Source organism: Amycolatopsis australiensis (assembly GCF_900119165.1).
Lineage (GTDB): Bacteria > Actinomycetota > Actinomycetes > Mycobacteriales > Pseudonocardiaceae > Amycolatopsis > Amycolatopsis australiensis.
Genome location: NZ_FPJG01000006.1, coordinates 5,663,693 through 5,678,779 on the forward strand (window position 1 = coordinate 5,663,693; position 15,087 = coordinate 5,678,779).

Below are 15,087 nucleotides of genomic sequence, written 5' to 3' on the forward strand. Positions count from 1 at the left end.
GTAGACTAAAAAGATGGCTCTGCCCACCCACACGGAGGCCGCCGTCCTCACCGGCCACCACGCTCCCCTCGAACTGCGCGAGCTCCCGCTCCCGGCCGAGCTGGAACCCGGCGCCGCCCTCGTCCGGCTCACGTGCACCACGTTGTGCGGCACCGACGTCCACCTCTGGTCCGGCGAGATGAGCCTGCCGGGCATGCTGCCGATGGTGCTGGGCCACGAAATGGTCGGCGAGGTGCTGGCCACCGGGTCCGGCACCACTGACACGCTCGGCCGCGAAATCCGGCCCGGCGACCGCATCGGCTGGTCGGAGTCCACGTGCGGCCGGTGCTTCGGCTGCACGGTCCTCCGGGAGCCGGTGGCCTGCGAGCACCGCGGCTACGGGTTCCGGCAGCGCGCCGACCGGTTCCCCTACGCCACCGGCGGGCTCGCCCGGCACTGCTACGTCACGCCGGGCGCGGCCAAGCTCCTGCTGCCCGGCGACGTCGAGGACACCTGGGCGTCGATGTCCGGCTGCGCGGGCAAGACCGTGCTGCGGGCGGTGGCGCGCTGCGGCGGCATCCGTCCGAACGCGACAGTCGTCGTCCAGGGCGCGGGCGCGCTCGGCGTGTTCGCCACGGCCGTCGCCCGGCTCTGCGGCGCCGGCGTGGTGATCACCGTCGGCGGTCCCGAGAGCCGGTTGCGGGTGGCCGAACGGTTCGGGGCGACGGCGACCGTCTCCGTCGAGTCCACTCCGGACGAACGAGTGGCGCGCGTGCAAGAACTGACCGGCGGCCGCGGCGCCGACCACGTCTTCGACTTCGCGGGCGGCCCGACCGTAGGCGCGGAGGCCGTCGCCTTCGCCGCCCAGTGCGGGACGGTCGCGATCGTCGGCTCGACCGGGCCTGCCCCCTCGCCCGTGCCGCTGGGCACGGTGATGGGCAAGGAACTGACCATCACCGGCTCGCTCAACGGCGACATCGCCGACTACCACCGCTCGGTGGAGTTCTTCCGCGCCTTCGCCGGCCGGATGCCCTGGGCGGAGCTGTTCAGCCCGCCGGTCGGGCTGGCCGGCGCGTCCGCCGCCGTCGAGTCGATGTCCCGGCTCGGCGAGCTCAAAGCCGTCATCGACCCCCGACTGCCCCTGGAGCTCCCGTGACGATCCCCCAGCGCCGCATCGGCCGCGACGGTCCCCGCACCGGGGTCCTGTCCCTCGGCTCGTGGCACACCTACGACCGGATGGACTTCCGCGAGGCGGTGCGGCTGCTGCGCACCGCCGTGGACGCCGGCATCACGCTGTTCGACGTCGGCGTGTACGGCTTCCCCGGCAGCCCGCCGGTGTTCACCGACGTGCTGTTCTCGGCCATGGTCCGCGCGGCGGGCCTCGCGCGCGAGGACTACCTGCTGTCGGCGAAACTGTGGCTGGAGGGCTACCCGGACCAGAGCCTGCGCGCGCAGCTGGAAAACGCGCTGTTCCGCGCCGGCGTCGCGCACGCCGACCTGGTGATCCTCGGCGACCTCCGCCGCGACGACACCGACCTCCACGCCCTGGTCACCGACCTGGCCGCGCTGCGGGAAGCCGGCCTGATCCGGCAGTGGGGCGTCAACAACTGGTCCGCTTCGGCGATCCGCGCGGTCCACGGCTTCGCGGCCGCGGACGGCGTGCCCGGCCCGGCGATCGCGCAGCTGAAGTACAGCGTGGCGCGGCGGTCCATTCCGGACGGCCCGCCGTTCGCCGCGGTGTTCGGCGAGCTGGGCGTGTCGCTGCAGTCGTCGGACGTGTTCGAAGGCGGTGTGCTGCTCGGCAAGGGCGGCCGCCAGGTCGGCCGCGACCCGGGCGGCGTCCGGCAGCGGATCGCGGACTCGGCCGCGGACCTCGCGAAGGCGGCCGAGCGCATCGGGGCGACGCCCGCGCAGCTGTGCCTGGCGTTCACGCTGACCCACCCGGCGAACACGACGACGTTGTTCGGCGCGACGAGTACCGGCCAGCTCGAGGAGAACCTGGCGGCCGTCGCGGTGGTGGAGCGGGTGGGCGCGGCCGAACTGAGGGCTTTGGCGGAGCCGTTCTGGGCCGACCGCGACGCCGTCGATCCGGAGGGCCCGTGACCTCCCCCGAGCTGTCCGCCGAGACGCTGCCCGCGATCCGCGCCGCGGTTCGCGCGGGGAACCTCACGCCCGCCGAGGCGATCGGTGACCGCGACATCGCCTGGTCCGATCACCGGCTCGGCGACGGCGTGGTCGTCACGGTCCTCCGGCCGCGGCAGCCGCGGCCCGGCGCGCCCGGGCTCTACAGCATCCACGGCGGCGGGATGGTCATGGACGACCGCTTCGCCGACCTGCCGCGGCTCGTCGCCTTGATCGAGGAGTTCGGGTTCGTCGCCGCGACCGTCGAGTACCGGCTCGCCCCCGAGCACCCGCACCCGGCGCCGCTGGAGGACTGCTACGCCGGTCTGCGCTGGTTCGCGGAGACGTTCCGGTTCGACCGGCTGGTCGTCGGCGGCGGCAGCGCGGGCGGCGGGCTCGCCGCCGGCGTGGCCCTGCTCGCCCGCGACCGGGGCGGCCCCGCGCTCGCCGGGCAGCTGCTGCTGTGCCCGATGCTGGACGACCGGACCGCGCACGAGGTCCCGGACGCGGTGTGGACGCGCGCGGCCAACGACTTCGGCTGGCGGAGCCTGCTGGCCGGACAGACCTCGCCGTACGCCGCCCCCGCGCGGATGGCCGACCTCACCCGGCTGCCGCCGGCCTTCGTCGAGGTCGGCGGCGCGGAGCTGTTCCGCGACGAGGACGTCGCATACGCGCAGCGGCTGGCGCGGGCGGGCGTCCCCACCGAGCTGCACGTCTGGGCGGACGCGCACCACGGCTTCGACCGGTTCGCCCCGGACACCGAGGTGACGCGCGCGGCACTGGCGGCTCGCTCGTCCTGGCTGCGCCGGCTGCTCAGCGGCCGAGGATGAACTTCGCCGCCTGCTCCCCCACCAGCACCGCGGGCGCGTTGGTGTTGCCGGTCGTCACCCGCGGCAGCACCGACGCGTCCGCGACCACGAGCCCGTCGAGCCCGTGCACCGCCAGCGCCGGGTCCACGACCGCGGCGGCGTCGGTGCCCATGCGGCACGTGCCGACCTGGTGGTGGTAGGTGATGGCCGTCCGGCGCACGTACTCGCGGAGGTCGTCGCCCGGCCCCGGGTACCGCGGGCGCGCGCCCCACTCCGCGGCCAGGGCCGGCGCCCGGCCGACCTGGAGGCACTGCTCCACCGACGCCAGCAGGCTCGCGAAGTCCGGCGGCGCCGACAACGCGCCGAGATCGATCAGCGGCGGGTCGTCCGGCGCGGGCCCGGACAGCCGGAGGCTGCCGCGGCTCTCGGGCGTCACCATCCCGGCCATCAGCGAGAACCCGGCCGCCGGCCCGGACATCCACGGCTCGTACATCGGGACGCTGAAGCAGATCGGCTGCGTGTCCGGCACCGCGAGATCCGGGCGGCTGCGCCAGAACCAGTGGACCTGCGTGACCGACCGCCCCGCCGACGGCGGCTCGACCGGGTGGTCCGTCGTGAAGATCACCGGGGAGAGCAGGTGATCGTGCAGGTTGCGGCCCACCCCGGGCAGGTCCGCCACGACGTCGACGCCGAGCGCCCGCAGCTCGCCCGCCGGGCCGACGCCGCTGCGCAACAGGATCGCGGGCGAGGCCAGCGCGCCCGCCGCGAGCACGACGAGGTCCGCCGCCAGCTCCCGGACTTCGCCGCCGATCTCCGCGACGACCCCGGTCGCCCGGGTGCCGGAGAACCGCAGCCGGTGCACGAACGCTCCCGTGTGGACGGTCATCCGCGTGGCGACCGGAAGCCCGTAGGCGTGCCAGGTGTTCAACCGCCGGTTGCCGCGCAGGGTGATCCGCTGGACGGACACCCCGTCCAGGACACCCGCGTTGTAATCCGGGTTGACCGCCAGGCCGGTCTCCACGCAGGCGTCCACAACGGACTGCTGGACCGGGTGCAGCGGCTCGTTCGGGACGATGTCGAGGAGATCCTTCTCGATCCGCTCGAACACCGGCACGACGTCGGCCCACCTCCAGCCGGGCAGGCCCCAGCCGTCGTAGTCCGCGGGCGCGCCGCGGACCCAGATCATCGCGTTCAGCGCGTGCGACCCGCCGAGGACCTTGCCGCGCGGCAGGTGCAGCCGCCGGTTCGCCGCGTGCGGCTGCGGAACCGTGTACAGGTCCCAGTCCTCCGGGCCGTGCCACAGCTCTCCCGCCCGCGCGGGGTCGTGGATGGCCGGGTTCCCGTCGGGACCGCCCGCTTCCAGGAGTGTCACCGCCGCGCCCGCGTCCACCAGCCGCCGGGCCACCACCGAGCCGGCCGAGCCGGCACCCACCACGATCACGTCCATGCGTCCCAGCGTGGAGCGTGGCCCGCCGGACGCGGTGCATCCCTTCGCCGTCGGTCAACGGGCATGCGGGAGCGGACAAGACCCGCGGCCGCCCGGCCGCCGATACTCGGCGCACCGAACGCCGAGGAGGAACCCGGGATGGCGACACGCCTGTGCATCGACGGACAGTGGACCGAGGCCGGTGGCGGGACGATCCCGACGCGCGACCCGGCCACCGGCCGCGTGCTCGAAGAAGTCGGCACGGCGTCGCGGGCCGACGTCGACGCCGCCGTCGCGGCCGCCCGGCGCGCGCTGACGGCGCCCGAGTGGGCCGGGCTGCTCCCGGTCCGGCGGGCCGCGCTGCTGTTCCGCCTCGCCGCCCTGGTCGACGAGCACCACGAAGAGCTGGCCCGGCTGGAAACGCTCGACCAGGGTCAGCCGATCGGCGTGTCCCGCCAGGTGAGCGTGACCGGCGCGGCCGAGCACTTCCGGTACTTCGCGGGCTGGGTGACCAAGCTGCAGGGCACCACGAACCCGGTGTCCTTCCCGGACACGCTGCACTACACCCGCCGCGAGCCGGTCGGGGTGAACGCGCTGATCACGCCGTGGAACTTCCCGCTGATGATCCTGGCGTGGAAGCTCGCCCCGGCGCTGGCCACCGGCAACACCGTGGTGATCAAGCCCAGCGAGGTCACGCCGCTGACGAGCATCCGGCTGGTCGAGCTGGCCCACGAAGCCGGGATCCCGGCGGGCGTGGTCAACCTCGTCACCGGGGACGGCGCGGTCGGGGCGATGCTCAGCGCGCACCCGGACGTCGACCACCTGTCCTACACCGGGTCCACGGCGGTCGGGAAGCTGATCACCGCGGCGAGCGCGGGCTCCAACCTCAAGCGGCTCACCCTGGAGCTGGGCGGCAAGGCCCCGAGCATCATCGCGGCCGACGCCGACATCGACGCCGCCGTCGCGGGCAACCTCGCCGGGGCGACGCTCAACACCGGCCAGGTCTGCGCCGCCTACACGCGCTTCTACGTCGACCGCCAGCGCGAGCAGGAGTTCGTCGACAAGCTGGCCCGCGGGCTCGACGGGCTGCGGCTCGGCCCGGGCGTCGACGAGACCACCCAGCTCGGGCCGCTCGTGTCGGAAAAGCACCGCGAGCACGTGGACTTCCTCGTGAGCACCGGCCGCGACCAGGGCGCCGACCTGGTCACCGGCGGCCGCCCGGTCGACGGCGACGGCTACTTCTACACCCCGACGCTGTTCGCCGGCGTCCGCGACGACATGGCCATCATGCGCGAGGAGATCTTCGGGCCGGTCCTGGCGGTGACCGCCTACGACGACGGCGACGAGCTGCTCGGCCGCGCCAACGACACCGAATACGGCCTGGCCGCGACGATCTGGACCCGCGACATCCGCACCGCGCAGCGCTACGCCGACGGCATCCGGGCCGGCGCGGTGTTCGTCAACATGCCGCCGATCCCCGACATGGCCGCGCCGTGGGGCGGGTACAAGGCGTCGGGCTGGGGCCGCGAGATGGGCCCGTGGGCGCTCGACGCCTACACCGAGACCAAGTCCGTGTGGCTGCACTACGGCTACTGAACGGGGGTATCCCCGCACCACAGATCGTATATCATTTGAGATATGTTCCCGAGCAGGCAGGAACCACGGATGACCCCCCTTCCGCAGCGGCCCGGCAAGATCATCGCGCTGCACGTCGGCTACCGGTCCCGCGCCGCCCAGCGCGGCCGGGTCCCGGAGCAGCCGTCGTACTTCCTCAAGCCGCCGACGTCCGTCGCGGCGAGCGGCACCGCGCTCGAGCGCCCGGCGGGCACCGAGCTGCTGGGCTTCGAGGGCGAGATCGCGCTGGTCATCGGCCGCACCGCCCGCCGCGTGCCGCCCGAGGACGGCTGGTCGTACGTCTCGGGCGTCACCGCCGCGAACGACTTCGGCGTCTACGACCTGCGGTACGCCGACAAGGGCAGCAACCTGCGTTCGAAGGGCGGCGACGGCTTCACCCCGCTCGGCCCGGCCGTGCTGCCGGCGGCGGAGGTCGACCCGGGCGCGCTGCGGCTGCGGACCTGGCTCAACGGCGAGCTGGTGCAGCAGGACACGACCGCCGGCCTGCTGTTCGGCTTCGGCAGGCTCGTCGCCGACCTCTCCCAGCTGATCACCCTCGAACCCGGCGACGTCGTCCTGACCGGCACGCCCGCGGGCGCGTCGGTCGCCGTCCCCGGCGACGTCGTCGAGGTCGAAGTGGACACCGCCGGGCACAGCACCGGACGGCTGGTCACGCCGATCACGGAAGGCAAAATCCCGTTCGGGCCGTACGGCGCGCTCCCCCGCGTGGACGACAAGCAGCGGGCGGACGCGTACGGGACATCGGCCGCGGAGTTCGAGCTGACGCCCCGGCTGCACGAGAAGATCGAGTCGGTCGGCACCGCGACGCTGTCGGCCCAGCTGCGCAAGCGCGGCTACAACGCCGTGTCGATCGACGGGCTGACGTCGACCCGGCCGGGCACGCGGCTCACCGGCCGGGCCCGGACGCTGCGGTACCTGCCCTACCGCGAGGACCTGTTCGAGCGGCACGGCGGCGGCCACAACGCCCAGAAGCGCGCGATCGACACGCTCGGCCCGGGTGACGTCCTGGTGATGGAGGCCCGCGGCGAACGCGGCACCGGCACGATCGGCGACATCCTGGCGCTGCGGGCGCAGGTCCGCGGCGCGGCCGGGATCGTCACCGACGGCGGCGTCCGCGACCTGGCGGCGGTGTCCGCTTTGGACATCCCGACCTACCACGCGGGCCCGCACCCCGCCGTGCTGGGCCGCCGGCACGTGCCGTGGGACGTCGACGTCGCGATCGCCTGCGGCGGCGCGGCCGTCTGCCCCGGCGACGTGATCGTCGGCGACGGCGACGGCGTCCTGGTGATCCCGCCCGGCCTCGTCGAAGAGGTCGTCGACGCGGCCGTCGAGCAGGAGCGGCAGGAGACGTTCATCGCCGAGCAGGTCGCCGCGGGCGAGCGCGTCGAAGGGCTCTACCCGATGGACGAGTACTGGCGCGGGAGGTACGCCGCATGGCGCGCGAAACGGTGAACGGCACCGCGATGAGCAAGTCGCGGATCGCCTACGAGTGGATCAAGGCCCGGATCGCCGACGGCACCTTCTCCCCCGGCTACCGGCTCGTCCTCGGCCAGCTGGCCCACGAGCTGGGGGTGAGCGTCGTCCCGATCCGCGAAGCGATCCGGCTGCTGGAGGCCGAAGGGCTGGTCACGTTCGAACGCCACGTCGGCGCGCAGGTCGCGATGGCCGACGAGAGCGAGTACCAGCACACGATGCAGACCCTCGCGCTGGTCGAGGGCTACGCCGCCGCGCTGGCCGCGCCGCTGCTGCCGCCCGGCACCCTGGAGAAGGCCCGCGCGCTCAACGCCGACCTGGCCGGCTGCCTCGGCCACTTCGAGCCGGCCCGGTTCACCGCGCTCAACCGGGACTTCCACGCCGTGCTGTTCGACGCCTGCCCCAACCCGCAGGTCCTCGACCTAGTCCGGCGCGGCTGGGACCGGCTGAGCGGGCTGCGCACCTCGACGTTCAGCTTCGTGCCGGGCCGCGCCCGCGAATCCGTGGCCGAGCACGAAACCATCCTCGGCCTCATCGGCGGCGGCGCGCCCGCCGCCGAGGTCGAACAGGCCGTCCGCGCCCACCGGCTGGCCACCCTGGACGCCTACCTCGCCTACCGCCACCCCTGACCTCCCGACGCAGGAAGGAAATCCATGCGATTCCGCTCCGACCCCCAGGCCGTCCGCGGGTCGATCGCGCCGCTGATGACGCCGTTCACCGCCGGCGGCGCCGTCGACCACGACGGCCTGCGCAACCTCGTCCGCTGGCAGCTCGCCTCGGGCTCGCACGGCATCTCGATCGGCGGCTCCACCGGCGAACCGGGCTCGCAGACGGTCGCCGAGCGCGCCGCGGCGATCCGCACGGTGGCCGCGGAGGTCGGCGACCGCGTCCCCTTCGTCCCGGGCACAGGCTCGGCGAAGCTCGACGAGACGCTGGAGCTGACGGCGCTCGCCCGGGACGAAGGAATCGACGCCGCGCTGGTCATCACGCCCTACTACGCGCGGCCGACGCAGGACGCGTTGTTCGTCTGGTACCGCACGATTTGCCGCGAGTTCCCGGACCTGCCGATCGTCGCCTACAACGTGCCGAGCCGGACCGCAGTCGACCTCGCGCCGGAGACGGTCGCCCGGCTGTACCGCTCGTGCGAGAACTTCGTCGGGATCAAGGAGACGACGAAGGACTTCGAGCACTTTTCCCGCGTGCTGCACCTGTGCGGCCGGGACCTGCTGGTGTGGTCCGGGATCGAGCTGCTCTGCCTGCCGCTGCTGGCCCTCGGCGGCGCCGGGTTCGTCAGCGCGACGGCCAACATCGCCCCGGCCGCGTGCGCCGAGATGTACACCGCGTGGCAGGCGGGCGACCACGAGCGGGCGCGGGAGCTGCACTACGGCCTGCACCCGCTGGTCGACCTGCTGTTCGTGGAAACCAATCCGGCGCCGGGCAAGTGGGTGCTCGAACACCGCGGGCTGATCGCGTCCGGGCACGTCCGGCCGCCGCTGATCCCGCCCACCGAATCCGGCCTGGCCCGGATCAAGGACCTCATGGCCGAAGGCGCGAAGTACCTCTCGCCGGTCGAAGGCTTCACCGTGGAAGGAAAGCGATGACCCACTACGTCCCGGAAGGACTGCCGGGCGAGCTCAAGCACTACATCGGCGGCGAACTCGTCGGCAGCATGTCGGGCAAGACGTTCGACGTGCTGGACCCGGTGTCGAACACGCCGTACGCGACGGCGGCCGCCGGCCGGGCCGAGGACGTCGACCGGGCGGTCGCGGCGGCCCGGAAGGCGTTCACCGGAGGGCCGTGGCCCCGGATGCTGCCCCGGGCACGGGCCCGGATCCTCAACAAGATCGCCGACGCCGTCGAAGCCCAGGACCGACGCCTGGCCGAGCTGGAGACGTTCGACACCGGCCTGCCCATCACCCAGGCGCTGGGCCAGGCGCAGCGCGCGGCCGAGAACTTCCGGTTCTTCGCCGACCTCGTCGTCGCGCAGGCCGACGACACCTACCAGGTGCCCGGGCGGCAGATCAACTACGTGCACCGCAAGCCGGTCGGCGTCGCCGGGCTGATCACGCCGTGGAACACGCCGTTCATGCTGGAGAGCTGGAAGCTCGCGCCGGCGCTGGCGTCGGGCTGCACGGTGGTGCTCAAGCCAGCCGAGTTCACGCCGCTGTCGGCGAGCCTGTGGGCCGGGATCTTCGCCGACGCCGGGCTGCCCGAAGGCGTGTTCAACCTCGTCAACGGCTTCGGCGAAGAGGCGGGCGACGCGCTGGTCAAGCACCCCGACGTCCCCCTGATCTCCTTCACCGGCGAGACCACGACCGGGCAGACGATCTACCGCAACTGCGCCGCGCACCTCAAAGGCATGTCGATGGAGCTGGGCGGCAAGTCCCCGGCGATCGTGTTCGCCGACGCCGACCTCGACGCCGCCCTCGACTCGACGCTGTTCGGCGTGTTCTCCCTCAACGGCGAGCGCTGCACCGCGGGCAGCCGGATCCTGGTCGAGCGCTCGATCTACGACGAGTTCTGCGTGCGGTACGCCGAGCGGGCGGCGAACATCGTCGTCGGCGACCCGCACGACCCGGCCACCGAGGTCGGCGCCCTGGTCCACCCCGAGCACTACGACAAGGTCATGCGGTACGTCGAGCTGGGCAAGGCCGAGGGCCGGCTGCTCGCCGGCGGCGGGCGTCCGTCCGGTTTGGACACCGGGAACTACGTGGCCCCGACGGTGTTCGCGGACGTTCCGTCGTCCGCCCGGATCTTCCAGGAGGAGATCTTCGGGCCGGTCGTCGCGCTGACGCCGTTCGACACCGAAGCCGAAGCGCTGGCGCTGGCCAACGACGTCAAGTACGGGCTGGCCGCCTACCTGTGGACGTCGAACCTCGAGCGGGCGCACACCTTCGCGCAGTCGGTCGAGGCCGGGATGGTCTGGCTGAACTCCCACAACGTCCGCGACCTGCGCACCCCGTTCGGCGGGGTCAAGGCGTCCGGCCTCGGCCACGAAGGCGGCTACCGCTCGCTCGACTTCTACACCCACCAGCAGGCGATCCACGTTTCGCTCGGGCCGGTGCACACCGCCCGCTTCGGCAGCGGCCGGAAGGGACAGTCATGACCGCCACCCCGCCGGACGTCATCCGCTGCGCCTACGCCGAGCTGGTCGTCACCGACCTGGCCGCGTCCCGCGCCTTCTACGTCGACGTGCTCGGTCTCGTCGTCACGCACGAGGACGCGGAAGCCTTGTACCTGCGCGCGTTCGAGGAGTACCTGCACCACTCGCTGGTGCTGCGGAAAGGAGCCACGCCCGCGCTGGCGGTGCTGGCCTACCGCGTCCGCACACCCGCCGACCTCGACCTCGCCGAGGCGTATTACCGGGCGCTCGGGGTGCCGGTGCAGCGCCGCCCGGCGGGCGCCACACGCGGCATCGGCGAGGCGGTCCGGGTGCTCGACCCGCTCGGATTCCCCGTGGAGTTCTTCCACGACGCCGAGCACGTCGAGCGGTTCACGCAGCGCTACGACGTCCACGGCGCCGGAGCGTTGTCGCGGCTGGACCACTTCAACCTGGACACCCCGGACGTCCCGGCGGCCCGGAAGTACTACGAGGGCCTGGGTTTCCGCGTGTCGGAGGACATCCAGGACGACGAGGGCACGGTGTACGCGGCGTGGATGTTCCGCAAGCCGACGGTCCACGACGTGGCGCTGACCGGCGGTGACGGCCCGCGGCTGCACCACATCGCGTTCGCGTCGCACGAACGGCACCAGATCCTGCACATCTGCGACCACCTGGGTGCGCTGCGCAAGCCCGGCATGATCGAGCGCGGCCCGGGCCGGCACGGCGTGTCGAACGCCTTCTACCTCTACGTCCGCGATCCCGACGGGCACCGCGTCGAGATCTACACGCACGACTACTACACCGGCGACCCCGACAACCCGGTGATCACCTGGGACGTCCACGACAACCAGCGCCGCGACTGGTGGGGCAACCCGGTGGTGCCGAGCTGGTACACCGACGCGTCGGTGGTGCTGGACCTCGCCGGAGGCGTCCAGCCGGTGATCGCGCGGTCGGAGCCGCGGGAAGCGGACGTGACGATCGGCGCGGACGGGTTCTCGTTCAGCGCCGGTTCGGAGTTCAAGCTAGGCGAGCAGGTGTGAGAACCAGGCGCGGGTGCGGCGCAGGACGTCGAGCTGGTGGCCGCGTTCGCGGATCGAGTGGTTCTCCCGCGGGTAGACGACGTATTCGTGGTGCTTGCCGCCGAGCGCGCGGTGCAGGAGTTCGGCCTGGGAGAGCGGGACGTTCGTGTCGTCTTCGCCGTGCAGGATGAGCACGGGCGTCCGGATCCGGTGGGCGTGGGTGACGGGACTGTTTTCCCGCCCGCCGAGCGCGGCCTCGAAGCGGGAATGCTCACCGGTGGCGGCGAGCAGCGGCCAGTCGGTGACGCCGGCACCGACAACGGCCGCGGCGAAGCGGTCGGTCTGCGTGACGGCCCAGGCGGCGAAGAACCCGCCGTGGCTCCAGCCGCCGATGCCGAGCCGGGTTCCGTCGGCGACGCCGCCGGCGACGAGGAGGTCGATCCCGGTCAGGACGTCGGTGAACTCCGCGCCGCCGACGTCCCCGGCGACCTTCGCGGCGAAGTCGTGCCCGTGGCCGAGGCCGCCGCGGGCGTTCGGGAGGAAGACCGCGAAGCCGGCGGCCGCCAGCCACTGGCCGGACGGGTACCAGCCGAGGTGGAAGCGGTCGGCGTAGCGGTCGTGCGGTCCGCCGTGGACGAGCGTGACCAGCGGGAACGGCCCGTCTCGCCGGCTCTTGCCCGGCGGGAGGATCAGGAGGCCGTCGAGGTCGAGGCCGTCCGGCGCCCGGTAGCGGAGGCGTTCCCGGGCACCCCAGCGGATACCTTCGGGGCCGGTCGCGCTCAGCTTGGTGAGCGCGTCCGGCGGTCCGGCGTGGACTTCGTCGGGCTCGGTGGGGCCGCTGCCCACGACCGCGATCCGGTGGCCGTCGCGGCTGGCGGACAACGCGGCGCCCGGGACGTCGGCGATCTTGGTGAAGGTGCGGGTGGCGGGATCGAGCCGCCGGACGGTGGTGTCGAGCCCTTCGGCGAACACCGCGAGCGGCGGCCCGTCGTCGACCTGCACGAGTTCGGTCGGGCAGACGGTCAGGCCGGCGGTGAGGTTCCGGCGGCCTTCGAAGACGGCGGTGCCGCCGACGAGGCCGGGCGGGGTGAGGCCGAGGTAGGCGAGGTGCCAGCCGTCGTGGTCGTGCCACCAGGCCGGGTCGGACGCTTCGAGAGCCGGGGTGGCCTGGTCGCGGGTCTCGCCGGTGGCGGCATCGACGAGGTGCAGGCCGGGCGCGAAGACTCCGGGCGCCCGGTCGGCGACCGACCAGGTGAAGACGGCGAGGGTGGTCCCGTCGGGCCGCACGGCGACTTCCCGGACGTGCCGGCGGCCCAGGTCCCCGAGCGGGCGGGTGGTGGTGGTCCGGAGGTCGAGGAGCCAGAGCCGGTCCGGGCGGGTCTGGGTGTCCCAGGTGTGGCCGTCCCGTGGAGTGCCGTCCGGCGGTGCCCCGTGCCCGCCTCGGCTCTCCCCCGGCACGACCCGGACTCGCGGGTCCGCCACCGGCTCGTCGTCCGGTGCGATCAGCACCACCGATTCGCCGTCCGGCAGCGGCGCATGGCCGCTGATTCCCGCCGGCCGGTCGGTCAGCCGCTCGGCTTCTCTCCCGGCCACGCCGACCCGGTACAGCTGCGCGGTCCCCCGCCCGGCCGCGTCCGAAAGGAAGAACACCGAGCCGGAATCCGGAGCCCAGCGCGGTTCCCGGTGCCCGGCCACCCCGCCGGCAAGCTCGCTCGGCGGTTCGCCGCCCTCGGCGGGTGCCAGCCACAGCGTGCTCACCGGGTGCTTCCCGGCCCGGCCGACCGGGGCCGTCACGAACACCACCCAGCGGCCGTCCGGGGAGACGCGTGGCTTGCTCGGCACGATCCGGTCGACCACGGCTTCGGCCGTCAGCACTGCCATACCGGTCAGAGTGGCCTACACCGGCGCCGGAGCCAACACCGTCAGCAGTTCTTCGTGGTCACCCGGCGCGCGCAGCACCGGTGCTTCGAGCGACCCGGCGTCCGGGTCGTCCGCGCGGACCGCCGCCAGGAACCGGACCACCGCGCGGGGTTCGGGCAGGACCTCGCCGCCCAGATACGCCAGTGCCGTCGCGCCCGCGGTGTCCTCGATCGCCGCCGCCCAGCCGTGCACCTCGTCCCACACCAGTGCCAGGTCGTGGCCGGGGAAGCGGGTCAGGCGCCAGTCGAGCGCGATGTACGCCGCCGCGGGCGTACCCGCGTCCAGCGTGCAGGACTCCAGTCCGACCCCCACGGCGCGGGCCACCGCGGCGACGTACCCGCGCAATCCCCGCTCGAACGAGAACTCCGTGTCGCGCCCGAAATCGATCAGAATGCTCAACGCCGCCTCGCTTTCCCCGTCTCGCCGCGGGATCCTCCGCGGTCCCTGAAGCGGATACCCCGGCCTCACGCCGATCAATCGCGAAGATCCGATGCCGGATGTCGTCCATCCGGCGACATCGCGCTTGTCATCGTTTCGATGACGTGTTAAGACGGTGGTACCAGTCCGTGACCGAGAAAGGTTCCGCACCCCCGTGACCGCATCGATCGAACTGCCGACCGGTTACCAGCACCCCGCCGTCCCCGCGCTCCTCGAGTACCTCCGCGACGTCACCGCCGAGCTCGGGATCGGCCTCGAGTCCTGCACGCTCGACCACGACACGCCGATGTCGGCCTACGTCGCCCTCGACACCCGCCTGCCGCACTACCCGGACCGCGACGTCGCCCTGCTCTGGGACGAGGAACGCGGCTGGTCGGCGGCGATCGAGACGCACTCCGGCGAAGACCTGATCGTCCTGCGGTACCTCGGCGGGCCGACGGTGGCGCCGTCGCCGCACCGGGTCGCGCGGTTCGTCAGGGCGCTGCACGAAGACGACCACACCATCGGCCGCCCCGATCCGGCGCGCCTCCGCACCGCCGGGGACGCCGACGAGCTCGCCGCGCTCCTGCGCCGGCCCGCCGCGGTCCGATGACGGCGCCGCTGCCCCTGCCGGAGAGCTTCGCCCTGACGTTCCGCGGCTACGACCGCGAGCAGGTCGACGAGCGGCTGGACGAGCTGCTCGCCGAGATCCGCCTGCTGACGGCCGACCGCGACGCGGCCGTGGCGGAGGCGGAGAACCTCACGCGGCGCCTGGAGGAGGCCCGCGCGGAGAACGCGGAGCTGCGCGCCCGCACCGACCGGCTGTGCCGCACCCCGGCCGACCCGGCCGCGGTCGGCGACCGGGTGCGCCACCTGCTGGACCTGGCCCACGCGGAAGCGGCGGCAATCGTGGCAACGGCCCGCGACCGCGCGGCGGCGATAGTGCGCGAAGCGGAGGAAGCGGCGGAGCAACGCGCGGCGGACGCGCGCGCGAGGGCGTACCGGATGGTCGACGACGCCCGCCGCAGAGCCGACCGCCTGGCGGCGATCGAGCGCCGCACCGCGGACCGCCTCCGCCAGATGGACGCGTTCCTGGCCGACGCGGAGACGCTGCTGGAGGAGTCGGCGCCGTTGCGCGCGGTGGCCTGACCGGCCGGGAGGAGGAACACCCGGCCGATCGCCCCG

General features: G+C 73.5%; 14 protein-coding genes. 11 read left to right on the plus strand and 3 right to left on the minus strand.

What is annotated here, in order from left to right; translation table 11 throughout:
- Nucleotides 1-19: 19 nt before the first annotated feature.
- From BT341_RS27775 to BT341_RS27785, 3 genes are read left to right on the plus strand one after another with little or no spacing between them, the layout of a single operon-like run.
- A complete protein-coding gene (locus BT341_RS27775; protein ID WP_143168943.1) occupies nucleotides 20-1,135 on the plus strand; it encodes a zinc-binding dehydrogenase in 1,116 nt (371 codons plus the stop codon).
- Nucleotides 1,132-2,082, plus strand: a complete 951-nt coding sequence (locus BT341_RS27780) for an aldo/keto reductase (protein ID WP_072479077.1) — start codon at nucleotides 1,132-1,134, stop codon at nucleotides 2,080-2,082. The genes BT341_RS27775 and BT341_RS27780 overlap by 4 nt, the downstream gene beginning before the upstream one ends.
- Entirely contained in the window at nucleotides 2,079-2,930 is an 852-nt protein-coding gene (locus BT341_RS27785) for an alpha/beta hydrolase (RefSeq protein WP_245805122.1), read from the plus strand. Before BT341_RS27780 ends, BT341_RS27785 begins: the two co-directional genes overlap by 4 nt.
- On the opposite strand, the gene BT341_RS27790 is transcribed toward BT341_RS27785, so the two are convergent.
- Nucleotides 2,914-4,356 (minus strand): GMC family oxidoreductase, encoded by a 1,443-nt coding sequence (locus tag BT341_RS27790; RefSeq protein WP_072479078.1) that lies wholly within the window; start codon nucleotides 4,354-4,356, stop codon nucleotides 2,914-2,916. The genes BT341_RS27785 and BT341_RS27790 overlap by 17 nt on opposite strands.
- Nucleotides 4,357-4,494: 138 nt before the next feature.
- On the opposite strand from BT341_RS27790, the gene BT341_RS27795 reads away from it, so the two are divergent.
- The 6 genes from BT341_RS27795 (at nucleotide 4,495) to hpaD (ending at nucleotide 11,586) form a co-directional block, all read left to right on the plus strand.
- Nucleotides 4,495-5,931, plus strand: a complete 1,437-nt coding sequence (locus tag BT341_RS27795; RefSeq protein ID WP_072479079.1) for an aldehyde dehydrogenase family protein — start codon at nucleotides 4,495-4,497, stop codon at nucleotides 5,929-5,931.
- 69 nt (nucleotides 5,932-6,000) lie between these two features.
- Nucleotides 6,001-7,422, plus strand: coding sequence for a fumarylacetoacetate hydrolase family protein (locus BT341_RS27800; RefSeq protein ID WP_072479080.1), 1,422 nt, complete (start codon nucleotides 6,001-6,003; stop codon nucleotides 7,420-7,422).
- Nucleotides 7,404-8,072: a GntR family transcriptional regulator gene (locus BT341_RS27805; protein WP_072479081.1), complete on the plus strand. Its 669-nt coding sequence runs from the start codon at nucleotides 7,404-7,406 to the stop codon at nucleotides 8,070-8,072. The genes BT341_RS27800 and BT341_RS27805 overlap by 19 nt, the downstream gene beginning before the upstream one ends.
- Nucleotides 8,073-8,096: 24 nt before the next feature.
- The gene (gene dapA, locus BT341_RS27810; RefSeq protein ID WP_072479082.1) at nucleotides 8,097-9,044 is read left to right on the plus strand and encodes a 4-hydroxy-tetrahydrodipicolinate synthase; all 948 of its coding nucleotides are present in this window, start codon (nucleotides 8,097-8,099) and stop codon (nucleotides 9,042-9,044) included.
- On the plus strand, nucleotides 9,041-10,549 hold the full coding sequence (gene hpaE / locus BT341_RS27815) for a 5-carboxymethyl-2-hydroxymuconate semialdehyde dehydrogenase (RefSeq protein ID WP_072479083.1): 1,509 nt from the start codon (nucleotides 9,041-9,043) through the stop codon (nucleotides 10,547-10,549). The genes dapA and hpaE overlap by 4 nt, the downstream gene beginning before the upstream one ends.
- A complete protein-coding gene (gene hpaD / locus BT341_RS27820; RefSeq protein ID WP_072479084.1) occupies nucleotides 10,546-11,586 on the plus strand; it encodes a 3,4-dihydroxyphenylacetate 2,3-dioxygenase in 1,041 nt (346 codons plus the stop codon). Before hpaE ends, hpaD begins: the two co-directional genes overlap by 4 nt.
- On the opposite strand, the gene BT341_RS27825 is transcribed toward hpaD, so the two are convergent.
- A complete protein-coding gene (locus BT341_RS27825; RefSeq protein ID WP_072479085.1) occupies nucleotides 11,569-13,446 on the minus strand; it encodes a S9 family peptidase in 1,878 nt (625 codons plus the stop codon). The two genes, hpaD and BT341_RS27825, sit on opposite strands and share 18 nt — an antisense overlap.
- Before the next feature lie 15 nt (nucleotides 13,447-13,461).
- The gene (locus BT341_RS27830; protein WP_072479086.1) at nucleotides 13,462-13,884 is read right to left on the minus strand and encodes a DUF6292 family protein; all 423 of its coding nucleotides are present in this window, start codon (nucleotides 13,882-13,884) and stop codon (nucleotides 13,462-13,464) included.
- Between the two features lie 193 nt (nucleotides 13,885-14,077).
- On the opposite strand from BT341_RS27830, the gene BT341_RS27835 reads away from it, so the two are divergent.
- Both BT341_RS27835 and BT341_RS27840 read left to right on the plus strand, forming a co-directional pair.
- Complete coding sequence (locus BT341_RS27835) at nucleotides 14,078-14,515, plus strand: DUF6292 family protein (protein ID WP_072479087.1); 438 nt, start codon at nucleotides 14,078-14,080, stop codon at nucleotides 14,513-14,515.
- Nucleotides 14,512-15,051, plus strand: a complete 540-nt coding sequence (locus tag BT341_RS27840; protein WP_072479088.1) for a hypothetical protein — start codon at nucleotides 14,512-14,514, stop codon at nucleotides 15,049-15,051. Before BT341_RS27835 ends, BT341_RS27840 begins: the two co-directional genes overlap by 4 nt.
- The last annotated feature ends 36 nt before the right edge of the window (nucleotides 15,052-15,087 follow it).